Below are 26,808 nucleotides of genomic sequence, written 5' to 3'. Positions count from 1 at the left end.
ATATTATATTTTTTTAGTATAAAAGCTAACCTTCAGAGATTCAAATATCTTTAACCTAAAATAAAAACTGACTCCATTACATTAATAACCAAAAATAATTTTAAACCTACTGTCCTATTACTTTCTTCACTTTTAAATAGTGTTCATCAATAGTAGGCCTAGGCATAAAAAATTCCCTCCCACCATACCAATATTCATACCCGTCTTCACCAGAATACTTAATATCTGGAGAATATAACTCCCTTATGCATGAATATAGCCAAAAAACTCCACGTTTAAATCTATCATTCCGCTCATTTTTTACCCTACCAAACAACTTAATCAATTCTTTAGATCGATCAGAACCTAAATCTAAAAAGAATTTATTAAAATACTCCTCATTATAGTCAGTCAATGGGGGGATTTCTCGAGTACCATTTTTCAAACTACTTAAAGTGTGTAGAGTCTCTTTTATATCAATCAACAAACGATGCTCAGCTTCATATAATTTTAAATTAGCAAATATACCTTCAGTAACAATCTCATCAGAATCCATATCACTACTTTGTTGTGAATTCTCAAAAAAAGTTTGAAAAGCTTGTTCATGCTTATCAGGCAAATAACAACCCAATAAAGCTAATGTTATTATGCAAACACCAACCAAAATCCTCATATATACTCCTTCTCCACCTTGCTGCTAAAACAATCTAAAAATATATAAATATACAAATATATACCAATTTTATCTTTTCTCAAGAATTGTTAAAATCGGCTTAGAACATTCAAGCAACTCAAATGGTATTTTAGAAAAAAAATCCATCTCCCACACATAAAAGACAAAGTTGAGCTGATATTAAATTATCAAAACTTTATTATTAGGAGGTAATATTAATATGAAAAAAATTCTCATATTAATATTAATTTTTAGTTTAAAAATACAAATCTTTGCGTCAGAAGATAAAATTAAAAAAGATGTTGGGTATATTGCAGCCACTGTAAGATATGAAAACGAAAAAGCAAGTGCAAAGATACCATTTAAATTAGATATTGACAAATTCATTTAAGCATCTAAGACTTAATAAAAACAATCTCTAAATCAAACTATACAAATAAATTATTGAATTATTGAATTATTGAATTATTGAGGCCAAAACTTAATTAAGAAAAAAATAAATCCTAAAATCACTGCAATAAGAAATTAATTTATTATATCTTATATTATATCTTGTTAGTTGCTCTTTTATAAATAACATTCCAACAAGATATAAATATAAAAGAGATTAAAGAAGGAAATATATTATCTATATAAATAAAATTTAAAGCCAAATAAAAAAATACAAGCATATATAATATACCATTTAAAATAAAACTCGAAAAAGAAATTTTTAAAATAAAAATTCTACTATTTAGACATAAAAAAGAATATATTAATGTCCCTATAAAAAGAACTATATAATTACTATAATTAAATAGCTTTAAAAAGGGTAAAAAAATTCCCAAACTAAAAATAATTTCAAACAAAGAAAAAACTAAACATATAATGTCACAATGCAATGATTTGCCAAATTCAACTATATTATTTCTCAACACTTTAAAATATAGTAAAAAATAATATCCAAGTATATTTATAGTTGATAAATACAATAAAAAAAAACTTAAACCCACATCTAATAAATCAAAATTTAAAACCCAACTATTTCTAATTTCATCAAAGTTTATAATAAAACATATGAAATATATAAAAGTATTTATTATATTTTGCAATAAATAACAATAAAAATTTTCTCCTATTTTTCTTCTGTTTTGAGGATTAACAAAATTATATAAATAAGTCCTAACTAACCCAAAATTCAAAAACAAACTTACAGAAAAAATTAAAATTAAAATTAAAATTAAAAACATAATTTACCCTTAATTTGTAAAAAACTTAAACCAAAAACAATTATATTGTTAAACACATGAATTGAAACAACGCAATAAAAATCTTTAAAAATAAAAAACACCAAGGAATAAATTATTCCTATCAAAAATTTTGATATAAAAATAGCAAATCCAAAATGTATATGATTAAATCCATACGCAAACGAACTTAATAATACAACAATTGGTAAATTAAATTGTAATTTTTCTAAAAAAAAATCAAAAATTAAAAGTCTAAAAATATATTCCTCAGCAATTGCCATAAAAATAACAGCAATAAAATATGACATATTATAATTATCATCGCCTATAAAAAACACAGGAAATTTTTTATTTAAAAAAAAACTCAAAAATATTTCTAAAGACATTGTAATAATAGGTACAAAAATTATTAAAAATAAATGCTTCGCCCTTAAAGGAGGCACATCTATAGCAAAAAGATTAAAATAAACAATTATGAAAAATGATGCAAAATAACAAAACCGCTTCATAAATAAAACTGCATTTCTTGTATTCAAAAAAATACAAACCCCCGAAGGAAAAAGCAAATATGGAATAAACAAAAAACTAAGGTATTGGATGTGGGAAATATTCATCTAAAATTTCTCCTTTCTTTTTAAAATATGGATGCTCATCAAATGGATGAAATGGAAAACACATCTTAAGCAATTCGGGAACAAGAATCCTTATAGATCTAAAAGATGTGCTTTCTAATTCGGGAGGAGTTATATCGCAATAAACAGCATATTTACTTACAGATCGTAAAATATTTAAACTCATATCCAATTCATTTTTAACTAAGTCTTCTTCAGAAGATATCTCTAATCTAGTTTCATTATCTATAATAGAATTTAACATAGAATCTTTTAAAGAAATTTCATTTAAATTGGAGTAATATAAAAAATTATCATCCAAATTAAAACTGTGTCTTAGGCTATTTAATGTTAACTTACTTATCTCTTTAGCCTTAAAAAAATAAATTAAGGGTAAAGATTGGGCAACTACAGCAGCTTCTTCTACAGCTCTTAAAAAAACACACTCTTTATTAAAGCCGCCTTGAATTCCACAAACTAAATATGGAATCGATTTTTTCTTATTTCTTAGGAATGCTGCATAAACCGGCATTCCTAAATCTTTATCAGAATAATCCAAAACTATTAAATCAAAATTGGATTCAAGTTCTAAATCACTAATTGATTTTCTCAAAAATTCATTACTTTTCCAGTTAATCACAGGCCTTTTGGATTTTACGTACCAATTAGAAATATAACAATGTAATTGTATTACCTCTATTATTGCATTACTAAGCGCAATCTCTACTGTCCTATGAACTGCTGTTCCTGTACTAAAAGTTGGCATTTTGAAATTCTGATGAATACCCATAAAAACCATATCGCAAGGAACCCATATTTTTTCATTAGAATGAATTAAGGATGGCAATAAAATCCAATAAATTTCATCACTCTCATAAACTTTTGAATAAGGAAGATTACAATTTCTATCTAAATCTGAAAAAACATTTCTATATTCCAAAGGCATAACTTTATACTTTGAAGTATTTAGAAGATCCCTTCTAGAAGAAAGAATAAAATCTTCTTGAAATAAAGTTTTGGACATCAAAAGAGAATATCTCTCAATAGTTTCACCTTGTAATCTAGTAATAGCCTCCTCATAAGAACGCCCATAACCAGAAATATGGTATTCCATGTTATATGTCTCTCCTATTAATATTTTGTGATAATTAGGCAAAACACATGTAGAAGAATATAATAAAGGCAACCCCTTTTGAAAAGGCAGCAATGTAACTAAAGACGTACCAATACCTGTTGCCGGAGAATTAGTAAAAACAAGATCTCTATAAAGTTTGCTTGAATAAGGATAATAATTAAACATAATCTTACTCCTTAATTAGAATTAGAAATTAATGTTGAAACAAGCCTTTGTGTTTCAATATTTAAACATCTTGATTTATAAGTCGACAAATATCCACAAGCAGGACAAGATGATATTCTCAAAACATCTTGATTTTGGAACTCAAAAAAAGGTACATAAATATGTAAAGCTCTCCCCATAAGCTTAGATGTTTTAATCTGGAAAAAGGTAAAAGCATCACCAACTAAAATGTAAGCAATATGATAATAAGCGGGACTTAAAAAATCTCCTGAAGAAACTAACTTTGAATCCCTCTTGTGTTTTTCATACTCCTTATTAAACCTATGATAAAGCACATGATCCGTCATCCTAGCAATTATCCTTTGCTCATAACATTCAATACATGCTGTTCTTTTAGGCTCTAAACATGTAATCAACATAAAAGGACCATCTATGGTGCCAAAAAAAATTGGTTTATTAAGTCCCATTAAAATTCTATTAATATTCCTAAGTAAAAATGGATTCAAATTACCCAACAATAGAATAACTCCTTCAAATGGCATAAATTTAGATCTAAAATGGTCTAAACTTTTTGAATAATTTATTAAATCCAATTTATTTAAAAAAATAGGTGTTTTTAAAAATTCCAAATTTTCCAAACTCAAAAGCTCATACTTTAAATTAAACGATTTAGCGGTTGTTTCTAAAATATTAATCAAACTACTATCATCTGAAATCAGTAAATAAGGATTCTCTTGGGGAGCAACTTCTAAATATTGACCAAGATATAAATAATTTAAAAATCTACTATTTTTTCCGAACTCATTCAAATGAACAAAACCAGAATTAATTAATTCTCTAACAATATTTTTGACCTTATCATTTTTTATTTGAATCAAATCAATCCCTTCATCAGAAGACAAAGAATTAAAAACTTTGCTCAATTCATTAATATAAGAATCTTCAATAGAAATTATTAGATCTTCATAATTCCAAACTCCCTTCCTAACAATCAAAAAGCCTTTGGATTCTTTTAAAACTCTCACATCATCTGAAAAATAATATAAACCACTATTCATTGACTACTCCCTTTTAAACATTTCCTAAAATAGAAGATGAAACTACATGTTCACTAATTCCATCTAAATTTAAACATTTTTCTAGCTCTGGCTTATCAAATCCTCCCCAGATGCAATATCCCAGATTCAAATCAGTAGAAACCAAAGAAAAATTTTGATGAATAGCGCCTAACTCGATAAAAGCAAAAGACAAGCTCATTTCTGAATACTTCAAATAATTAACCTCATATCTATAAACAAAAAAGAAAGCAACATTAAAATTAGAAGAACCCTCAAAAAACGAAATATTAAGTAAATTTTCAATCTTAATCGAACTAATATCAATCTTAATAATTGAATTATTTGAAGATTGATATAAATAAAAACTTTTATCAAGCTTTTCAACATTATTTGCGTAAAAATAAATATCTACAGGATACATTCCCCCTCCTGATGGATAAGTCTTTCTAGATTGCCTAAATTTTGAATTTCCAAATTCTACATAATCATATCGAACATCACCAGCAGAATAATAAAGAAGTGTCGACAAATCCACCAAATTTAAATATTGATTTTTAAACTTTCTAGAAGATTTCCTTTTAAGCAAAGCATCTTCAAGTTTAATTTTGAGTCTTTTAACTTTAGGTAAATAAATTACATTCTCATCAAATTCACGATATTCTCTGTTAGATATATTTGCAATAGCAGCGGAATTTTGCAAAAATTGAGAAATATTTTCATTAAAATAAAATTTTTTAATTTCAGAAAAATTTAATAAATAATTAAGAGTCAAGCTTTCTGCATCTTTATCAAACAAAGATGCTTGAATCCTAATATTGGAAGGACTAGCAATAATATTGCTATTAAACACACTTCTTGAAATATTATTTATTTCATACATCCCTGATAGCTTCATATTAGAAACTTCAGAACTTTCATTATTATTTTTTATCATAATTATTACCTTTAACTATTTACATATTTTTTACTTTTATCAAAGTAAAATTACTTAAAGTAATCAAAAACCTTAACTTTAAGTTCAAACCAAAGTTAAAATTTCATACACTAAGATTAAAAATAAAAGAAGCAAAAATATCTATTCTGCCTCCTTTACTAATCAGTATTTATTATTTTTGCAAAACAATAAATATTTATAAACTAAAACTGCAACTACAAGTACAGCTGCAACAGCAGCTACCAGGTATTACGGCATAACTAACATTTATACCAATGCTAGTCAAAAAATGCTTATTCCTAATAAACATATATTTTCTCCTTTCTTAAAATTTTAATTATCAAAATTAATTGAACTTACTATAAATCCAAGCATAAATTGCTTGTCTTGATTTATACCCACCTTAAAAACAAATGGAATTTCCCTAAATAATTTGTAACCAATGCCAAAACTAGCAATATAAAGGAATTTCCCCTTATCAATAAAAACATCATCAAATCCATATCCCATATCAAAAGATATTGATAAAAATAAATCAGAAAACGCATTTCTTAAATATTCAAGAAAAAATACTCTATATTCAAATCCAAAATTAAAAATTGCATTAAAAATGCTATTAGGATCATCAAAAAGAGGAAGAGCTAATGGATATAAATTTAAAGCATGGTAATCTACTCTAGTTTCTAAATCAGTCTCAAATAAAGAATCGGATTTTAAAAAATCCGCCTTAAATCCTAGCTCTCCAAAAGGTAAAGATAAAAGATATTTAAAATTCCAATGCACACTATAAACTTGATCTTCATTGCCAAATAAATATCTATAAACAAAAATCACTTTGGTATCCATTCTTTGAAGTTCTGAATAATAAATTGGAATTAATAAACTAATTTTATTCTTCAAAGTGAGTGTATTGAAATATATATTTTCAACATTATCAACTGTAAGTAAATTGTTAATTAATCCTATAGTAAAGGAATTTTCAAATTTAATATAATCAAAATTATATCCAAATAAAAAATTCCCCTCATGTTCAATATATTTTTTATTTAAATTAAATGGTGTCCTAATCTCATAAAATATTTTAGAGGAAAAATTTCTAAAAAAATATTTAAAACCGGATGCAAATAAAATAGTTTTGTGATAATCAGACCCTAGCCCAATAAAAGGAGAAATTTTAGAATCATTTAACACATAATATAAAGACAAATCAAATGTATTTGGTATGGATAAATAATCCATATCAAAGTCAAAACCCATACCATTAATCTTTAAGCTATTGAATTCCCTTGAAAATAAATTAAAACACATTAAAAATATAACCGTCTTCTTCATTGTTTTCTCTTTTCCCTTAAACCTTAAAACTCATCCCAATGCTTAATATTTGATTAAAAGGCATATTTTTAAATAAAATCTTTTCTCCAAAAGGCTCAAATATGCTTTTAATTTTCAAAGAAAAACCCTTGGTAATATCAAAAGTACTTTCAAAATAAATTTGCCAAGCATTATTATTCAAATTTGTTTTTAAAAAACACGATGTTTTAAGTAAACTTTCAATCCAAGTTAAGATAAACCCTGTAGATATAAAATGATTATTACTTTTTAAGTAACCTTCAAATACAAAAGCAATGGAATTTAATATTCCATTTTCAAAATCAATATAATATCTAGAACCTAAAAGATATCTATTATCCTCACTACGAAATACATAATCTTGATCATAAAGCAAATCATGTCTTATAGTGGAATATAAAAACAGACCACTATAAATTTCAACAGACAAATCAAAAATGAATTTGATATCTATATTGTTATTTTTTAGATTAAAAGGGGTCTCTACCATTAGTAGTAGATCTAACTTAGGAAATGACAACTGAAAATAAGTCCAAGGTGATAAATATTTAGGTTTTTCAAGTCCATCAAGACTAAATTCATCTAATATAGCACCAAAAGAAAAAATATAATTTGAGACAAAATAATATATCTCTGCCAACCATTCTTCTGAATCTTTTATTCTATCTAAAATAATATTCTCTATTAATCCGCTACCTAAATGATAATTTTGCTTTCCTAATTTAACAATTAAACTATCAAAATAAAAATTTAAAAACGAATTTTTAAAACTTAAATAATGCTTCCCCTTCTTTATAGTTAAAGAAGGGGCAACTCCAAATTCAAAAATACCATGATTAATAAAAATCCCTAAATAAAATTCATTTTCAAAGCTGAATATTCCAGTACCAAGAAAATCCTTCTCATCATAATCTGAAAAAAAATATGAAAAATTACTACTTAATCCAAGCTGCTCCTTGATAATAACACTAGAAAATAAAAAGCTAGGAATTATTAATAAAAACCAAAACAACAAAAATTTAGCAAGTTCCATTTTTAACTTACCCTTATTTTAAATAGTTTTTAGCAATATCAAATACTCTTAAAAAGCCTTTCATAGTAAAAATAGAATTATTTAAATTAGTTTTGGAAAAATTTTTTGTATATACGATTGTACGATGATTTTCAAAAATCCTATCCACAACTTCAATACTAGAAAAAGCATTAATACCGCTAATAAACCCCTTATTATAAAGAACTTCTCTTAAAACATGGGAGTTCCTATCTTTGTGTAAAGTCGAAAATTTATTTGAATCATATCTAATTAAATCAACAAATGGATAAAGAGATGTTTTTTTTGATTTAAACTTTAAAAGATTTTCATTGATTTTTTCAAGCAAGCTAAAGTCTTCTTCAAACCTTAATCCAATAATATCTTGTAATGAAGATATGCCCTTAACTTTATAAGAAGGACTAACTTTAATAGGATTTGAAGATTTACTACTTAACATAAAATATCCTGTGTCTCTAATTACAAGAAATGCAATGTCTGATTTTTTACCTTCTGTATATACTAGGCAAGAATTTGAATTATTTGAATTTATAATTGAGAACCCCTTACTTTTTTCTTTTAAAACTCCATCCAAATAAATTTCATAATCTAAATGAACAACATAAAATCCAGGCTCAATATTAGGAAAAGCCAGTTTAGAAAAATCTTTTACTAAAGAATTTGATTCATTAGAATATAAAAAACTAGAAACATAAAGACAACTAATAACAATAAAATTTTTAAACATTATTTATTACCTCCACTATTGATCTCTTACTTACTTTAATAAAAGGCAAAACTGAAGAAATAATTGCAACCAAAAAAATAAATAAAGAAACGAAACAAATATCGCTAAAATAATATAAAAAATTAATAAAATAAGATTCTGTATATCCTGGAGGAGAAAATCTTATCTGATGAAATCCAATTATCAATTTTAAAAAATAAGAAATAGCAATGCCTAAAATTATATTTATAGTAGTAAGAATGAATATTTCCAAAAATAAAGTATAAAAAAGCTCTAATTTTGTAAGACCAATTGCTCTTAAAGTTCCAAGCTCTCTAGTTCTTTCAAGGCCCAATGCTGTCATTATTTGAAAAAACGATATAAATATCAGCAATATTATTAATATTGACAAAAACTTAAACATTATTTCATTAATTCCTAAAATAGATTTGAAAGACGGATTAATTTCATACCAATCGCTATATTCAAAATCTATGTTGCTTTTATTTCTTAAAACCTCTAACTTATCTTTAAAACTATTTAAAAAAGAATTATTTTTTAAATAGACTTGTATTACATGCACACCATCTTTAAAATCAAAAAAACTTTTCAATGTATTTATACTAGTAATAGCAACCATGCTATCTGTTTGAATAACTGGAAATTTAATAATTCCTGACAATCTAACATCTTGCAAAATAAGACCTTCGCCTAACATATCTGTCATCAAAGTTAACTTAGAAGTTTTTTTTGTTAAACTTTCTATACCAAGAGACATCGCCAAATTGCTTCCAATTAAAAAATCACCAACAGAACTATCAAAAAGGGGATCCCCATCTACCAAAAACAAACTTTTTGTTGCAAAATCAGGATCTTCAAATGCAGTAGCAAAAAATGGTTTACTTACAACAGAATTGCCAATAAGACCTTCAAAATTTACTATTAAATTGCTAGATTTAAACTCAGAATATTTGTTTATTTCGTTTTTGATTTGCAATATTTCACAATCCTTTAACATTAAATTATTTTTAATACTGCTAAACTTAGGATTAAAATAATTTTTTTTAGCAATCTGAATATGTCCTGTAGATGAAACAAGCCCCATTTCCATGCCCTCACTACTATAATTCATATATCCTATAAAAAGTAATAAAAACACTACTGAACTCTCCAAAAGGAACGAAACCATCATAGATCTTCTTACATCTCTAAAAATATTAAAAAAAGCTAATTTAAACATAATTACCTCTAAAAATAAAATAATCTACCATCTTCTATTCTGAAAAATCTATTAGCAAATTTTTCTAAACTAGAATCATGTGAAACAAACAACCCTATAGCATCATTTTCTTCTATATAATTTTTTACTACAGAATAAATAAAATTTGCTGTTACATGATCCAAATGACTTGTTATTTCATCTCCAATAATTAATTTAGGATCATAAACAAATGCTCTAGCTATTCCTATTCTTTGTTTTTGTCCTCCAGACATATATGAAGGACGCTTTTTTATAAAATTTTCAAGGTTAAACAATTCCACCAAACTATCTACCTTCTCTTTACACTCTTTCCAATTCTTGCTCGAAAATTTTAAAGGTAATAAAATATTCTCAAAACCAGTAAGACTTGGAATAAGCTCAAAATGCTGAAATATGAGACCCATATTAAATTTTCTAAAAAGAGTTCTTTGCTTATCTTTCATGGAACTTAAAACAAAACAATCTAACACTATCTCTCCACTGTCTATAATATCTATACCTGAAATTAAATTAATTAAAGTAGTTTTACCACTCCCTGTTGGGCCCGACAGCCAAACCATGTCTTTTGACTTTAGACTAAAGGATATATCTTTGTTTGCATGAACTATTTCTTTAAAAATTTTGTAACTTTTATTAATAGTGTTGACTCTTAGTTTCATATCTCTAACCCTAACCTAAATATAATCAAAAGAAAGGCTTACCTTTCTTCAATTTTTCAAAAGCAATTCCTGCAAGATGCCCATTGGGAAATATTTTACAAGCAGATTGCAAACAATCTATTGCTTCAACTCTTCTGTTATTACGTATCAAAAAAGAGCTTTTTACTATTTCTTTTAAATATCTTTGTCTTTTATTCATAAAAACTTCTTCTGTTCTATTTAAATAATAGAGAGCAACCAAATTTCTACTAAAAGTTTTATTTGTAACTCCTGATGTATAAAATATTGCTAAAGGTAGATTAACTTTATAATTTTGACTATTCATTATTAAAGCTTTGTCCAAAAATCTTTTTCCATTCACAATATAAAAATAAGAATTGGAAGAATCGTGAACTATTAAATTCAAAGCAAGCTCCCCTAAAGCTCTAAAATAATCAGAAAACTCATAAAAATTAAAAGAAACTTTAACACTATACTTATATGTATTTAACACCTTATTAATCAAATTTTTGTATTCATTAACATCATCTATTAAATAGGCAATATCACAAAAAACTAAGGAAATAAGCAAATTTAAATAATTAAATTTAAGACTGCTTTCCTTATAATTAGATAAAATGTTATTTTCAATTTTAGAAAGAGAGGATATCAACATCTTTGCATAATTTAAATTATCAAATTTTAAACCCGTAGAATAATAATTGGTATGAATTTCTTCAATTTCTTCTATATATTTCTCTATATCATTATCAAAAGCAAATAGATTAAATGAAATAAAAAAAATCACCAAACCACTTTTCAATTTCATAGAATTCTTACCTATAAAAAGGGGACACAATTAAGGCAACTCGCCCAAATTATTTCTTTCAATAACTATTTTATGAAAAAGTCCATCAGGAAATATATTTTTAGCCTCGTTTAAATACCTTTTATATTCATTTTCTCTTTTAAGTCTAAAATATCCCTGACTTATCCATACATTTGTTAAATATTTTTCCAAGCTTTTTTTACTATATTTAAGAGCCTTCTGCAAAAATTCTATTGCCTTTTTAGGACTACCCCCCGAAATTCTTGGAGAATATAAATACCAAGTTGCTAAAGAAATATTGGCAAATACATTTTTATTATCAATTTCTAAAGATTTAATTAATGCATTTTTAGCTTCATTTGAGATTTTAACTAATTTTATACCGCCCATATATCTTAAAATAGACAAATTTAAATCCCCCAATACTCTATATGCATCACTTCTAATTGATTTTTGACAATCTTTAAAAAATTGAGAAGAAATAAAATCTAAAAGAACATTTTTTGCACTTAAAAATATGGAATAACTATCAGAAGAATTTTTGATAGTTACACTTTGAACTAAAGATGCAATCTGCAAATTAACAATGCTGGTAAGATAATTTTTTCTACTATCCCCAAATGATTTTAATTTTTCATACAAAGTTTTAAATTTATCTATATAAAAGTTTATATAATCAGATTGATCTTTTAAAACAAGTCTATTGTTATTATCACCAGAATAATACTCTTCTAGAATATTATTATATTCTATATTCAAAGCTTCAAAAGAATTAGAATATAGTAAATTAAAATTTAAAATTAGAAAAAAGAGACACCTGAAAAAAACTTTCATAACCTTTTACCACCTTATAATAAAAGATAATTCAATAAATAAATTTATCTATATTTGGTTATAAAAAAATAAAATTATTTCAAAAATTGCTGACAATTAAACTTATTAAGTTACAATCTAATATATCAGAACATGAAAGACAAAAAGAAAATTTCTTACAATTTTAAATTGTAAGAAAAAATAAATTAATCTCTAATCTCTTGATTACTTATCTAAAATTTTTGTTATTTCAGAAAATAAAGTTTCAGTTTTAAGAATATCGTATTTTAAAAAATATTCATATTTTAAATTAATATATTTAATAAGTTCAATTATCTTCCCTGAATCATCTTTATTGTTATTTAAATTAATATCATTTTCACAATATTTAATAATTTGATTTACAATATCAATCCACCTAGCCTTAAAAGTCATCAATTCTTTAAGTTTACCTAAAATAAAGCTTAACTCCTCTATATTTAAACTCATTAGTTTGTCCATTTGCTCATTTATTTTTTTAGCAGAAAATTCTAAATTATATTGAGAATAATACTGTCCAGCTCTAACAATAAGTAAATCTAATTTTTGATTCCCCGAGTTGTTTGATATTTTATTAAGTATTTTCCCAAAAATTCTTAATAATTTCTCATTATAATTCAAAGACGAATAAAACTTTCTTCGTATATCTTTATTTTCATTATGAGAATACCTCTCACGATTAGAATCAAATGTAAGGTTATTAAATAAAAAATCCTTCATACCAAATTGATCTAAAGGTTCTATTCTAGCTCTATCCAAAATTATTTGCTCTTTAACAAGCTTAGCAGTTTCAATTATTTTAACTATTAAATCGTCTTGAACCTCCTCACTTTTTAAGTGATTTTCTTCTGGTTTTAAATTTTCTTCAATTGTATTTTCATTTCGATTAAATTCAAAATCCTTATCTTCCAATACTAAATTTGCAGAATTACATGACAAAAGGCTTAACAAATAGATTATTACAATTAAATAATTTCCTTTCAAAATATTCTCCTCATTGTTATAGCAATTAAATTTAATTTATAGCAAAATATTCTAATTCCAACTTTCTTTTAGTATTTATAAAAAAATATTTAAAAAAAGTTGGAATTAGACGTCGAAATTAAAAGCAATATACTTAAGGCTTGTGTAAAGCCTATAAAACCCAATAAAATTTTTATTAAAACTAAATATTCCTATTATTCAATAACCTTAAAGTTAGAGCTTAATTAAGTTTTTTTAAAAAACTTAATTAAGCTCTAACAGCTCACAATGGCGGTCACAAATTAAGGTAAATTTTAAATGAAAAACTTATCCTTGCACTAAAGGATACACCAATTTAAAAATAAAATCAACAATCATATAACATTTATTAAACTTTTTATTTGAATTCTTTCATAATTTGATCAATCCAATCTTTTTTATCTAAAAAAACTTTATCTAAAAAAAACTCTGTAAACTTATAGTTTTTTTTATAAAAAAAGTAACTTTCTTGATTTTTAAGTTGAATTCTCAAAACCTTTTTTGAAATTTGATTTGATTTTTTCCTTACTGCATTTTCAGAATTCATCAAAAATAAAATCGATTGCCTAAAACCATTTTCAACTAAATATTCTTGTTTTAAAGTGCCTTCCTTAATTGCACCAGCTATTTTTAAGTAAGTATATGCTTGAGATCTGGCTAATTTATAATCTTTTATAAACTTTTCAAAACTTTTATATCCATCAAGTTTATAATAAGCCTTATTTTTGATTTCCATTAAAATATACATGGCCTCTATTTTATTATAGATGTCTTCTTTTATATTATCTTTCAGTTTATTTTTTAAAAATTCAAATCTTTTTTTATCATTAGATAAATGATTATTATTATTAGAATTTAAAATAGAATTTTTATTGTTATTTAAATTTCTTGGATTAATAGCTATTTCATTAGTATTTTTTTTATTCATAAAATTTCCTTATTTAGTTTAAATTCTACTTTATAAATTGTCTAGCGCTGGACAATTTATATTGGGAATTTCCATTTTCTCTGAATAAGTTTCTATATTATAAATTAAATTTTTCAATATATAATTGTATTCCAATATATAATTTGATTTAAAATCAAATTCACTATTAGTTGCAATTTTTTTATTCAAACCTTCTTTTTCTGATATAAATCCTAAAAAGTTATTCTTTTTTTGCATTATTTTCAATAATTCTTTATGTGTATTAGTTTTCTTAAATCTAGTTACAATAAAAAACATTGGTACTGATTTTTCCAAACTTTTAATAAAAAATTCTAAAAGTTCGTAACTTTCAAATGTCCATTTTTCAGCCGTCATTGGTATTAATATATAATGTGTAGCATTTAAAGCACATCTTAATGTCAAATCTAAACTAGGATTTGTATCAATCACTATATAATCATAGTTGATTCTTAGTCTTTTTATTTCTATTTTCAATTTTAAATCAATAGCTTTGTGTTTGTTTAGGCAATAAAAATCTCCATTCAAACTATGTAATGTTAGATAGCTGGGAATTAAGCTTAAATTGTTCCCTACTCTAAGAATTGTACTGTTAATATCTAAGTTATCTTTTAAAACTTCGCAAATGTTTTCTCTTTCTAAATCTAAATTACTTTCTTTTACTTTTTCATAAAAGTAGCTGGTAGTCGATGCTTGTGTATCCATATCGATTAATAATACTGTATATTCTTTTGATAAAAGTTTAGCAAGAATTATAGCACTTGTACTTTTTCCAACTCCACCTTTTATACTGGCAATGGTTATTATTTTTGTTCTTTTTTTATCCATTTAGTTATAAGACCTCCATTTGATAATTTTTTGTCGTAAAATTCATATATTTCCTTTTCTAAAGTTAAAAGTATTTTAATCAGAGATTTATAATATTTTTTTTTAATTTTGTCTTTTCTTAATAAGTATGAAATTCCCACGACATAGCAAAATATGCTTCCTGTTTTGAATTTAAATTGTATATAGTGTATTTTTGAAAATGTAGCTGTTTTTAATTTATTATTTTCCTCATATCTTCTTAAAACGTTTTTTATTGGCTTTCTACATCCATAACTAATTCCTAAAAATTTGTCTTTATCTTTTAAAGAAAAAAGACTAAATGCTTCCGTTTTTTTCCTGTCAAATAATTTTCTAAATGAAATTAAAAATCTATAATTTTGATTTTTCTTAGTTCCAAATGCATGAAAGTCCAAGAATATTTTCGTATGGTATATGTTTTTGTCGTCTTTTTTTTCAATTTTAACAAAAATGTTTTTTTTTTCCGGTTTTATTTTTGTTTTTTTTTCTCTAAGTTTTTTTAAAAGGTTTTCCATAATCTATCCTTAAATAATAAATTTTTCATTAATCAAGAATTTGTTTTTATTTTTGATTACTTTTAGTAGGTCATGATAATATTTATTATTAAACAAATCGGAATATCTTGGTTCTCCTATTTGATTTAAGTAGTCTTTTATGATCCTTATTAAAAATTCATTGTCATTATCATCAATTTCAGACTTTATTTTTAACTGTTCGAATAATATGTTAAGTATATTATTTTTAATATTTTCTTGTGTTGTTTTTATATTTGATTTATCTGTGTTTTTCTTTATTTTATTTATTATTTGTTTTAAATCATCATATTTACCGTTATCTAATATAAAATGGGGTTTATTTTCATATTTTGAATATACATTCTGGAAATATATTTCCAATTTCTTTTTGTTTAATCCTTCTTCTTCTAAAATTTTTTTAGTTCTTTCTAATAAAATACTCAGTTCTTTTCTCTTTATGTTTATGGTTTTATTTTTTTTATGATTCTTATAATAATTTTTCTTAAAAAATTCTCTACTTTTTTAATTTCTTTTAGTATTTCGATTTTAATATTCTTTTTTACATTTAAATCTAGAATTTTTGAAGAGGAATTTGTTATAAATTTACATTTTTTAGCATAATTTTTTATTTGTAGGTTTTCAAATCTTTTAACTGCTTCTTTCTCTTTATTATTATTATTATTATTACATTCCCTTAATTCTACACTCCCTTTTTTTGAATGTAGTTTTTTAAAAAACGTACTTACTCTTAGGTTAAATCTAACTTCTTTTTTCTCTTTAAAATATTGGTTTATTCTACGATAGCATTTTTGTTTTTGATAATTAAGTTTATAGTAGATTTCGGTTCCGCAATTGACTCCCAAGTGTTTATAATAATTGGTTGTTATTTTAAATTCTTTTTCTAACCTGTAAAGGTAATTTTGTAATGTTTTTATTTTAATAGGGTTTTGACCATTTCTTTTTAAATTTTCATTAAAATAATAAAGTATATTGCTTTGTGAATATTTTTTATGTTTATTGTTTATATAGCAAAGTGTTGATATCAATACAATTAGTTTATGTTGGCATTTGTTTTTAAATTTTTCTATTTTTTTCATTTTACTTCTCCTTAATTTGTGCATATCTAATATGTATATACATGGTATATCAAAATTAATTTAAAAGCAAATTAAAATAAATTTAACTGAAAATAATATGTAAAGTAATAAAACCAAGGGAAGAATTATTTTTAATTAAGTTTTTGAACCATTATTTATTAAGCCTCATCATCCTCCTTCTCCCCAATAGCCGCGTCAATCGGATTTTTAGCATTCTCCGCCTTCTTTCCTTCTTTCTCCGTCTCATCTTTAGCAGCATCAACAATAGCTTTCAATATCTGCTCCCCACTAACAGCAGCAACAGCAGCAGCCGCCTTCCCAGCATCTGTAGCATCACCACCAGCATCCTTCTTCTGAACAAACAACTTCCCAGCATCCTTGTTGTCCTTGCCAGTAGCAGCAGTCGCCTTCAACTTCCCTTCCTCACCAGCCTTCTCAGCAGCCTCAACAATCCCCTTTATCCCCTTAGCAATCCCATTAACACTCGCCGCTTCACCACCTTTTGTTGCAGCAGCATTACCCTTAACAACATCCCCAATCGATTTATCAGCACCACCAGTAGCAGCCGTTGCAGCCTCCTTAGCAGCCTTTGTCATCTCAACAGCATTCTTAACAGTCCCCTGATGATCCTTATGATCATTAGCATCATTCTTCAAAACGAACTGCCCATCCTTAGCCATACCCCGCAGCACCATAGCAGCAGCAATCTGATCATCCTTCTTCATCTTCTCCCCAAACGCCTCAGCCGCATCCCCATCCTCATTATCCTTACCAATAGCCGCGTCAATCGGATTTGTAGCCTCCCCCGCCTTCGCACCTGTCTTCTCCTTCTCATCCTTTCCAACAGCCTCAACAATAGCTTTCAATATCTGCTCCCCACTAACAGCAGCAACAGCAGCAGCCGCCTTCCCAGCATCTGTAGCATCACCACCTACATCGCCAGCCTTCTTGACAAACAATTTCCCTGCATTCTCGTTGCCACCACCAGTAGCAGCAGTCGCCTTCAACTTCCCTTCCTCACCAGCCTGTCCAGCAGCATCAACAATCCCCTTTATCCCCTTAGCAATCCCATTAACACTCGCCGCTTTACCACCTTTTGCTGCTGCAGCAGCAGCATTACCCTCAACAACATCCCCAATCGATTCACCACCACCAGTAGCAGCCGCTGCAGCCGTCGTAGCAGCCTTTGTCATCTCAACAGCATTCTTAACAGTCCCCTTATGATCATCATGAGCATCATTCTTCAAAACGAACTGCCCATCCTTAGCCATACCCCGCAGCACCATAGCAGCAGCAATCTGATCATCCTTCTTCATCCCATTCTCCTCAAACGCCGCCGCAGCATCCCCATCATCCTTCCCAATAGCCGCGTCAATCGGATTTGTAGCATCCTCCGCCTTCGCACCATCCTTAGCAGCCTCAACAATAGCTTTCAATATCTGCTCCCCACTAACAGCAGCAACAGCAGCAGCCGCCTTCCCAGCATCTGCAGCCTCACCACCTTCATTAGTCTTCTGAACAAACAACTTCCCGGCATCCTTGTTGTCCTCATCACCAGCAGCAGCAGTCACATTCAACTTCCCTTCCTCACCAGCCTTCTCAGCAGCCTCAACAATCCCCTTTATCCCTTTAGCAATCCCATTAACACTCGCCTTATCACCACCTTTTGCATCCTTACCCACAACAACATCCCCAATCGATTTATTATCAGCACCAGTAGCAGCCGCTGCAGCCTTCGTAGCAGCCTTTGTCATCTCAACAGCATTCTTAACAGTCCCCTTATGAGCAGCATGATTATTATTCTTCAAAACGAACTGCCCATCCTTAGCCATACCCCGCAGCACCATAGCAGCAGCAATCTGATCATCCTTCTTCATCCCATTCTCCTTAAACGCCGCCTCATCATCCCCATCACCCCCAATAGCCGCCTCAATCGGATTTGTAGCCTCCCCCGCCTTCGCACCTGTCTTCTCATCACCACCCTTTCCAGCAGCATCAACAATAGCTTTCAATATCTGCTCCCCACTAACAGCAGCAACAGCAGCAGCCGCCTTCCCAGCATCCTTAGCATCACCACCAGCATCAGCAGCATTTGCCTTCTTGACAAACAACTTCCCGGCATCCGCGTTGTCCTCCTTAGCAGCAGCATCAGTCTTCAACTTCCCTTCCTCACCAGCCTTCTCAGCAGCCTCAACAATCCCCTTTATCCCTTTAGCAATCCCATTAACACTCTTCGCTTCACCACCTTTTGCTTTTGCTGCAGCATTACCAGCAGCATCACCCTTAACAACATCCCCAATCGATTTATTATCAGCACCAGTAGCAGCCGTTGCAGCCTCCGTAGCAGTCTTTGTCATCTCAACAGCATTCTTAACAGTCCCCTCATGATCACCATGAGCATGATCATTATCATTCTTCTTCAAAACGAACTGCCCATCCTTAGCCATACCCCGCAGCACCATAGCAGCAGCAATCTGATCATTCTTCTTCATCTTCTCAAACGCCTTAGCCGCATCCTCCTTAGCCCCAATGGCCGCGTCAATCGGATTTGTAGCCTCCCCCGCCTTCTTGCCTTTCTTCTCACCATCCTTAGCAGCATCAACAATAGCTTTCAATATCTGCTCTCCACTAACAGCAGCAACAGCAGCAGCCGCCTTCCCAGCAGCCTTACCATCACCACCAGCATCACCATTAGCCTTCTTCTGAACAAACAACTTCCCAGCATCCTTGTTGCCCTCACCAGCAGCAGCAGTAGTCTTCAACTTCCCTTCCTCACCAGCCTTCTCAGCAGCATCAACAATCCCCTTTATCCCCTTAGCAATCCCATTAACACTCGCCTTATCACCACCTTTTGCTTCAGCACCAGCCTTACCCTCAACAACATCCCCAATCGATTTATCAGCACCAGTAGCAGCCGCTGCAGCCTCCTTAGCAGCCTTTATCATCTCAACAGCATTCTTAACAGTCCCCTTATGAGCCTCATGATCATGAGCACCATCCTTCAAAACGAACTGCCCATCCTTAGCCATACCCCGCAGCACCATAGCAGCAGCAATCTGATCATCCTTCTTCATCCCCTCCTTATCAAACGCCTCAGCCTCATTCCCACCATCAGCCCCAATAGCCGCGTCAATCGGATTTGTAGCCTCCCCCGCCTTCTTTCCTTCTTTCTCCGCCTCATCCTTAGCAGCATCAACAATAGCTTTCAATATCTGCTCTCCACTAACAGCAGCAACAGCAGCAGCCGCCTTCCCAGCATCTGCAGCCCCACCACCTACATCACCATTCTTCTTCTGAACAAACAATTTCCCGGCATCCTTGTTGTCCTCCTTAGCAGCAGCATCAGTCGCCTTCAACTTCCCTTCCTCACCAGCCTTCTCAGCAGCATCAACAATCCCCTTTATCCCCTTAGCAATCCCATTAACACTCTCCGCATTACCACCTTTTGCTGCAGCAGCAGCATTACCCTTAACAACATTCCCAATCGATTTATTATCAGCACCAGTAGCAGCCGCTGCAGCCTCCGTAGCATTCGTAGCAGCTTTTGTCATCTCAACAGCATTCTTAACAGTCCCCTTATGATCATCATGAGCATTAGCATCATTCTTCAAAACGAACTGCCCATCCTTAGCCATACCTCGCAGCACCATAGCAGCAGCAATCTGATCATCCTTCTTCATCTCCTCCTTACCAAACGCCTTAGCCTCCGCATCCCCATCCTCATTATCCTCATCAGCCCCAATAGCCGCCTCAATCGGATTTTTAGCCGCCTCCGCCTTCTTGCCTGCCTTCTCACCATCTTTAGCAGCCTCAACAATAGCTTTCAATATCTGCTCCCCACTAACAGCAGCAACAGCAGCAGCCGCTTTCCCAGCATCTGCAGCCCCACCGCCTACATCATCAGCAGCCTCCTTCTGAACAAACAACTTCCCGGCATCCTTGTTGTCCTCCTTAGCAGCAACAGCAGTAGTCTTCAACTTCCCTTCCTCACCAGCCTTCTCAGCAGCATCAACAATCCCCTTTATCCCCTTAGCAATCCCCCATTAACACTCTTCGCATCACCACCTTTTGCTGCAGCACCAGCATCATTACCCTTAACAACATTCCCAATCGATTTATTATCAGCACCAGTAGCAGCCTCCGTAGCCTCCGTAGCAGCCGTTGCACTCTCAACAGCATTCTTAACAGTCCCCTTATAATCATCATGATCATTACCATTCTTCAAAACGAACTGCCCATCCTTAGCCATACCTCGCAGCACCATAGCAGCAGCAATCTGATCATCCTTCTTCATCCCATTCTCCTTAAACGCCTCAGCCGCATTCCCATTATCCTTACCAATAGCCGCGTCAATCGGATTTGTAGCCTCCCCCGCCTTCGCACCTGTCTTCGCCTCACCATCTTTAGCAGCATCAACAATAGCTTTCAATATCTGCTCTCCACTAACAGCAGCAACAGCAGCAGCCGCCTTCCCAGCATCTGCAGCATCACCACCTACATCAGCATTCTTCTTCTGAACAAACAATTTCCCTGCATCCGTGTTGTCCTCACCAGCAGCAGCAGCAACAGCAGCAGTCTTCAACTTCCCTTCCTCACCAGCCTGTCCAGCAGCCTCAACAATCCCCTTTATCCCTTTAGCAATCCCATTAACACTCGCCGCATCACCACCTTTTGCTGCAGCACCAGCAGCATTACCATCAACAACATCCCCAATCGATTCATTAGCACCACCAGTAGCAGCCGCTGCGGCCTCCGTAGCAGCCTTTGTCATCTCAACAGCATTCTTAACAGTCCCCTTATGATTAGTATGATCATTATCATCCTTCAAAACGAACTGCCCATCCTTAGCCATACCCCGCAGCACCATAGCAGCAGCAATCTGATCATCCTTCTCCATCCCCTCCTTAAACGCCGCTCCATCCGCATCCTCCTTAGCCCCAATAGCCGCGTCAATCGGATTTGTAGCATCCCCCGCCTTCTTTCCTCCTGTCTTCTCCGTCTCATCCTTAGCAGCCTCAACAATAGCTTTCAATATCTGCTCCCCACTAACAGCAGCAACAGCAGCAGCCGCCTTCCCAGCAGCCTTACCATCACCGCCTACAGCAGCACCAGCATTCTTCTTGACAAACAACTTCCCGGCATCCTTGTTGCTCTCACCACTAGCAGCAGCCACACTCAACTTCCCTTCCTCACCAGCCTGTCCAGCAGCATCAACAATCCCCTTTATCCCCTTAGCAATCCCATTAACACTCTCCGCATTACCACCTTTTGCTTTTGCATCACCCTTACCATCAACAACATCCCCAATCGATTCACCACCACCAGTAGCAGCCTCCGTAGCCTCCGTAGCAGCCGTTGCACTCTCAACAGCATTCTTAACAGTCCCCTTATGATCATTAGCATCATTCTTCAAAACGAACTGCCCATCCTTAGCCATACCCCGCAGCACCATAGCAGCAGCAATCTGATCATCCTTCTTCATCTTCTCAAACGCCGCTCCAGCCTCATCATCCTTCCCAATAGCCGCCTCAATCGGATTTGTAGCATCCTTCGCCTTTGCACCTGTCTTCGCCTCACCCCCAGCAGCCTCAACAATAGCTTTCAATATCTGCTCTCCACTAACAGCAGCAACAGCAGCAGCCGCCTTCCCAGCATCCTTAGCATCACCACCAGCATCACCATTAGCCTTCTTCTGAACAAACAACTTCCCGGCATTCTCGTTGCTCTCACCACTAGCAGCAGCCACACTCAACTTCCCTTCATCACCAGCCTGTCCAGCAGCATCAACAATCCCCTTTATCCCTTTAGCAATCCCATTAACACTCTCCGCATTACCACCTTTTGCTGCTGCACCCTTAACAACATCCCCAATCGATTTATCAGCACCACCAGTAGCAGCCGCTGCAGCATCCTTAGCAGCCTTTGTCATCTCAACAGCATTCTTAACAGTCCCCTTATGAGCCTCATGATCACCATTCTTCAAAACGAACTGCCCATCCTTAGCCATACCTCGCAGCACCATAGCAGCAGCAATCTGATCATCCTTCTTCATCTTCTCAAACGCCTTAGCCCCATCCTCCTTAGCCCCAATGGCCGCGTCAATCGGATTTGTAGCCGCCTCCGCCTTCGCACCTGTCTTCTCCTTCTCACCATCTTTAGCAGCATCAACAATAGCTTTCAATATCTGCTCTCCACTAACAGCAGCAACAGCAGCAGCCGCTTTCCCAGCATCTGCAGCCCCACCACCTACACCACCTTCATTAGCCTTCTGAACAAACAATTTCCCGGCATCCTTGTTGCCATCACCAGCAGTAACAGCATCAGTCTTCAACTTCCCTTCCTCACCAGCCTGTCCAGCAGCCTCAACAATCCCCTTTATCCCTTTAGCAATCCCATTAACACTCGTCGCTTCACCACCTTTTGTTGCAGCATCCTTACCCTCAACAACATCCCCAATCGATTCATCAGCACCAGTAGCAGCCTTTGCAGCCTCCGTAGCAGCCTTTGCACTCTCAACAGCATTCTTAACAGTCCCCTTATGAGCCGTATGATCATTAGCATTCTTCAAAACGAACTGCCCATCCTTAGCCATACCCCGCAGCACCATAGCAGCAGCAATCTGATCATCCTTCTCCATCTTATCCTTAAACGCCTCCGCATTCCCAGCCTCATCATCCTTACCAATAGCCGCGTCAATCGGATTTGTAGCATCCTCCGCCTTCGCACCTGTCTTCTCCTTCTCACCCTTTCCAGCAGCATCAACAATAGCTTTCAATATCTGCTCTCCACTAACAGCAGCAACAGCAGCAGCCGCCTTCCCAGCATCTGCAGCATCACCACCTTCATTATCACCATCATTTGCCTTCTGAACAAACAACTTCCCTGCATCCTTGTTGCTCTCACCAGTAGCAGCCGCTGCAGCCTCCGTAGCAGCCTTTGCACTCTCAACAGCATTCTTAACAGTCCCCTTATAATCATCATGAGCATTATCATCATTCTTCAAAACGAACTGCCCATCCTTAGCCATACCCCGCAGCACCATAGCAGCAGCAATCTGATCATCCTTCTTCATATTCTCCCCAAACGCCTCCGCATTCCCATTATCCTCCCCAATAGCCGCGTCAATCGGATTTTTAGCATTCTCCGCTTTCACACCCTTCGTATCACCACCCTTTCCAGCAGCATCAACAATAGCTTTCAATATCTGCTCCCCACTAACAGCAGCAACAGCAGCAGCCGCCTTCCCAGCATCCTCAGCCTCACCACCTACATCACCATTCGCCTTCTGAACAAACAATTTCCCAGCATCCTTGTTGCTCTCACCAGTAGCAGCCGCTGCAGCCTCCGTAGCAGCCTTTGCCATCTCTTCGAGCCACTTGCTAATCTCAGCTATAGCACCCTGAACTCCACCAGTTCCACCAGTTCCACCAGTTCCACCAGTTCCACCAGTTCCACCAGTTCCACCAGTTCCACCAGTTCCACCAGTTCCACCAGTTCCACTACCACTACCTTTGGGCAATTCAGTTAAACCTTTTTTTGTTTCTTCCAATTTTTTGGCCAGAGATTCAAAATAAGTTTTTGCGTCTGATTTTTTTGGATCCGCTTTAAATCCCAATGCATCTGCAATTAATCCACCAAAAGAGGTGAATACATCTAAGAATCCGTTACCCAATTGGATTAAAGAGTTATAAAACTTGCTTGTTGTACTATTGAGAGTAAAAGTTATAAAACTTGCTTGTTGTACTATTGAGAGTAAAAGTTATAAAACTTGCTTGTTGTACTATTGAGAGTAAAAGTTATAAAACTTGCTTGTTGTACTATTGAGAGTAAAAGTTATAAAACTTGCTTGTTGTACTATTGAGAGTAAAAGTTATAAAACTTGCTTGTTGTACTATTGAGAGTAAAAGTTATAAAACTTGCTTGTTGTACTATTGAGAGTAAAAGTTATAAAACTTGCTTGTTGTACTATTGAGAGTAAAAGTTATAAAACTTGCTTGTTGTACTATTGAGAGTAAAAGTTATAAAACTTGCTTGTTGTACTATTGAGAGTAAAAGTTATAAAACTTGCTTGTTGTACTATTGAGAGTAAAAGTTATAAAACTTGCTTGTTGTACTATTGAGAGTAAAGTTATAAAACTTGCTTGTTGTACTATTGAGAGTAAAAGTTATAAAACTTGCTTGTTGTACTATTGAGAGTAAAAGTTATAAAACTTGCTTGTTGTACTATTGAGAGTAAAAGTTATAAAACTTGCTTGTTGTACTATTGAGAGTAAAAGTTATAAAACTTGCTTGTTGTACTATTGAGAGTAAAAGTTATAAAACTTGCTTGTTGTACTATTGAGAGTAAAAGTTATAAAACTTGCTTGTTGTACTATTGAGAGTAAAATTATAAAACTTGCTTGTTGTATAAAACTTGCTTGTTGTACTATATGTTTTTACAGAAATTAATAAATTATGTTGGGAATTAATTTCTTAGTTGTTGAAATTATTTGAAGTTACTTAATTTTTTGGAAAAAAGGTTGTGTTAGAGGAGGTTGATGTTATCACTTTAGCTCAAAATTGTATCTTTGACAAGCAAGGAGGTAATTTTTTTTATTCTTTTTTAAAAAAGAATAAAAAAAATTACCTCCTTGCTTGTCAAAGATACAATTTTGAGCTAAAGTGATAACTTATATACTTTCATTAAGGAGACCAATATGAAAAAAATGTCAAGTGCAATACTCTTAGGAGCTATGCTTGTTTTTGCTAATTGTAAAGCGAATGGCGCTGAAGCCGGACAAGATGATCCAACAAGCAAGTTTTATAACTCTTTAATCCAATTGGGTAACGGATTCTTAGATGTATTCACCTCTTTTGGTGGATTAATTGCAGATGCATTGGGATTTAAAGCGGATCCAAAAAAATCAGACGCAAAAACTTATTTTGAATCTCTGGCCAAAAAATTGGAAGAAACAAAAAAAGGTTTAACTGAATTGCCCAAAGGTAGTGGTAGTGGAACTGGTGGAACTGGTGGAACTGGTGGAACTGGTGGAACTGGTGGAACTGGTGGAACTGGTGGAACTGGTGGAACTGGTGGAACTGGTGGAGTTCAGGGTGCTATAGCTGAGATTAGCAAGTGGCTCGAAGAGATGGCAAAGGCTGCTAAGGATGCTGCAGCGGCTGCTACTGGTGGTGCTGATAAATCGATTGGGGATGTTGTTGAGGGTAAGGATGCTGAAGCAAAAGGTGGTGATGCGGCGAGTGTTAATGGGATTGCTAAGGGGATAAAGGGGATTGTTGAGGCTGCTGGACAGGCTGGTGAGGAAGGGAAGTTGAAGGCTGATGCTGTTACTGCTGCTGCTGGTGGTGGCAACGAGAATGCAGGGAAGTTGTTTGTTCAGAAGAAGAATGCTGGTGGTGATGCTAAGGATGCTGGGAAGGCGGCTGCTGCTGTTGCTGCTGTTAGTGGAGAGCAGATATTGAAAGCTATTGTTGAGGCTGCTAAGGATGAGAAGGAGAAGACAGGTGCGAAGGCGGGGGAGGCTACAAATCCGATTGACGCGGCTATTGGTAAGGATGATGAGGATGGGGATGCGTTTAAGGAGGGGATGGAGAAGGATGATCAGATTGCTGCTGCTATGGTGCTGCGAGGTATGGCTAAGGATGGGCAGTTCGTTTTGAAGAATGGTAATGATCATGAGGATCATCAGGGGACTGTTAAGAATGCTGTTGAGAGTGCAACTAATAAGACAGTCGTTGCGCTGACTAATTTAGTTCGTAAGGCCGTTCAGGCAGGGTTGAAGAAGGTAGGGGATGTTGTTAAGAGTAGCTCTAAGGAAGCGCCTCCTACTACAACTAAATAAGGTATAAGTAATTGCTGGGGTGTAGGCATTGCCAGTGCCTATGTCCCACTTTTTTATTTTTGTAGGTATATACTAAAAGATAATAAATT

The 26,808-nt window shown here is 32.7% G+C and carries 23 protein-coding genes; 2 read left to right on the top strand and 21 right to left on the bottom strand.

Going from position 1 to position 26,808, the window contains the following annotated elements:
- Positions 1-106 precede the first annotated feature (106 nt).
- Complete coding sequence (locus QIA21_RS06165) at positions 107-652, bottom strand: P52 family lipoprotein (RefSeq protein WP_418905709.1); 546 nt, start codon at positions 650-652, stop codon at positions 107-109.
- A gap of 220 nt (positions 653-872) precedes the next feature.
- On the opposite strand from QIA21_RS06165, the gene QIA21_RS06160 reads away from it, so the two are divergent.
- Positions 873-1,043, top strand: coding sequence for a hypothetical protein (locus QIA21_RS06160; protein ID WP_418905708.1), 171 nt, complete (start codon positions 873-875; stop codon positions 1,041-1,043).
- Between the two features lie 828 nt (positions 1,044-1,871).
- Here the strand turns inward: QIA21_RS06160 and QIA21_RS06155 are convergent.
- From QIA21_RS06155 to QIA21_RS06060, 20 genes are all read right to left on the bottom strand, one after another.
- Positions 1,872-2,390, bottom strand: coding sequence for a CPBP family intramembrane glutamic endopeptidase (locus tag QIA21_RS06155; RefSeq protein WP_418905707.1), 519 nt, complete (start codon positions 2,388-2,390; stop codon positions 1,872-1,874).
- A 76-nt stretch (positions 2,391-2,466) separates the two neighbouring features.
- Complete coding sequence (locus QIA21_RS06150) at positions 2,467-3,792, bottom strand: YcaO-like family protein (protein ID WP_091973664.1); 1,326 nt, start codon at positions 3,790-3,792, stop codon at positions 2,467-2,469.
- An 11-nt stretch (positions 3,793-3,803) separates the two neighbouring features.
- On the bottom strand, positions 3,804-4,850 hold the full coding sequence (locus QIA21_RS06145) for a streptolysin associated protein SagC (RefSeq protein WP_418905706.1): 1,047 nt from the start codon (positions 4,848-4,850) through the stop codon (positions 3,804-3,806).
- Positions 4,851-4,863: 13 nt separating this feature from the next.
- Positions 4,864-5,784, bottom strand: a complete 921-nt coding sequence (locus QIA21_RS06140; protein WP_418905705.1) for a SagB/ThcOx family dehydrogenase — start codon at positions 5,782-5,784, stop codon at positions 4,864-4,866.
- Between the two features lie 196 nt (positions 5,785-5,980).
- Positions 5,981-6,094, bottom strand: a complete 114-nt coding sequence (gene borA, locus QIA21_RS06135) for a TOMM family putative cytolysin BorA (protein WP_143280326.1) — start codon at positions 6,092-6,094, stop codon at positions 5,981-5,983.
- A gap of 23 nt (positions 6,095-6,117) precedes the next feature.
- On the bottom strand, positions 6,118-7,116 hold the full coding sequence (locus QIA21_RS06130; protein WP_418905704.1) for a hypothetical protein: 999 nt from the start codon (positions 7,114-7,116) through the stop codon (positions 6,118-6,120).
- A 16-nt stretch (positions 7,117-7,132) separates the two neighbouring features.
- Complete coding sequence (locus QIA21_RS06125) at positions 7,133-8,167, bottom strand: hypothetical protein (protein WP_091973654.1); 1,035 nt, start codon at positions 8,165-8,167, stop codon at positions 7,133-7,135.
- 13 nt (positions 8,168-8,180) lie between these two features.
- On the bottom strand, positions 8,181-8,912 hold the full coding sequence (locus QIA21_RS06120; RefSeq protein ID WP_418905703.1) for a hypothetical protein: 732 nt from the start codon (positions 8,910-8,912) through the stop codon (positions 8,181-8,183).
- Positions 8,905-10,131 (bottom strand): ABC transporter permease, encoded by a 1,227-nt coding sequence (locus QIA21_RS06115; protein WP_418905702.1) that lies wholly within the window; start codon positions 10,129-10,131, stop codon positions 8,905-8,907. Before QIA21_RS06115 ends, QIA21_RS06120 begins: the two co-directional genes overlap by 8 nt.
- A gap of 8 nt (positions 10,132-10,139) precedes the next feature.
- Positions 10,140-10,811 carry an ABC transporter ATP-binding protein gene (locus tag QIA21_RS06110; protein WP_091973649.1) on the bottom strand — a complete coding sequence of 224 codons (672 nt, stop codon included), beginning with the start codon at positions 10,809-10,811 and terminating at the stop codon, positions 10,140-10,142.
- 25 nt (positions 10,812-10,836) lie between these two features.
- Positions 10,837-11,619, bottom strand: a complete 783-nt coding sequence (locus QIA21_RS06105; protein ID WP_091973646.1) for a hypothetical protein — start codon at positions 11,617-11,619, stop codon at positions 10,837-10,839.
- 30 nt (positions 11,620-11,649) lie between these two features.
- A complete protein-coding gene (locus QIA21_RS06100; RefSeq protein ID WP_418905701.1) occupies positions 11,650-12,453 on the bottom strand; it encodes a tetratricopeptide repeat protein in 804 nt (267 codons plus the stop codon).
- 204 nt (positions 12,454-12,657) lie between these two features.
- A complete protein-coding gene (locus QIA21_RS06095) occupies positions 12,658-13,491 on the bottom strand; it encodes a complement regulator-acquiring protein (RefSeq protein ID WP_418905711.1) in 834 nt (277 codons plus the stop codon).
- 340 nt (positions 13,492-13,831) lie between these two features.
- Complete coding sequence (locus QIA21_RS06090; RefSeq protein WP_418905700.1) at positions 13,832-14,401, bottom strand: chromosome replication/partitioning protein; 570 nt, start codon at positions 14,399-14,401, stop codon at positions 13,832-13,834.
- Between the two features lie 30 nt (positions 14,402-14,431).
- Positions 14,432-15,247, bottom strand: a complete 816-nt coding sequence (locus QIA21_RS06085) for a ParA family protein (protein WP_418905699.1) — start codon at positions 15,245-15,247, stop codon at positions 14,432-14,434.
- The gene (locus tag QIA21_RS06080; RefSeq protein WP_418905698.1) at positions 15,223-15,780 is read right to left on the bottom strand and encodes a DUF226 domain-containing protein; all 558 of its coding nucleotides are present in this window, start codon (positions 15,778-15,780) and stop codon (positions 15,223-15,225) included. The genes QIA21_RS06085 and QIA21_RS06080 overlap by 25 nt, the downstream gene beginning before the upstream one ends.
- A 9-nt stretch (positions 15,781-15,789) precedes the next feature.
- Complete coding sequence (locus tag QIA21_RS06075; protein WP_418905710.1) at positions 15,790-16,224, bottom strand: plasmid maintenance protein; 435 nt, start codon at positions 16,222-16,224, stop codon at positions 15,790-15,792.
- A gap of 17 nt (positions 16,225-16,241) precedes the next feature.
- Positions 16,242-16,877, bottom strand: coding sequence for a plasmid maintenance protein (locus QIA21_RS06070; protein ID WP_418905697.1), 636 nt, complete (start codon positions 16,875-16,877; stop codon positions 16,242-16,244).
- Positions 16,878-17,035: 158 nt separating this feature from the next.
- The gene (locus tag QIA21_RS06065) at positions 17,036-20,854 is read right to left on the bottom strand and encodes a variable large family protein (protein WP_418905696.1); all 3,819 of its coding nucleotides are present in this window, start codon (positions 20,852-20,854) and stop codon (positions 17,036-17,038) included.
- A gap of 44 nt (positions 20,855-20,898) precedes the next feature.
- Entirely contained in the window at positions 20,899-24,549 is a 3,651-nt protein-coding gene (locus QIA21_RS06060; protein WP_418905695.1) for a variable large family protein, read from the bottom strand.
- A 1,024-nt stretch (positions 24,550-25,573) separates the two neighbouring features.
- Between QIA21_RS06060 and QIA21_RS06055 the strand changes: the two genes are divergently transcribed.
- Positions 25,574-26,719, top strand: a complete 1,146-nt coding sequence (locus QIA21_RS06055; RefSeq protein ID WP_418905694.1) for a variable large family protein — start codon at positions 25,574-25,576, stop codon at positions 26,717-26,719.
- Positions 26,720-26,808: the final 89 nt, after the last annotated feature.

The sequence above is a fragment of the Borreliella japonica genome, from assembly GCF_030438115.2.
GTDB classification, from domain to species: Bacteria; Spirochaetota; Spirochaetia; order Borreliales; family Borreliaceae; genus Borreliella; species Borreliella japonica.
This window is presented reverse-complemented; position numbering and strand designations above follow the sequence as displayed.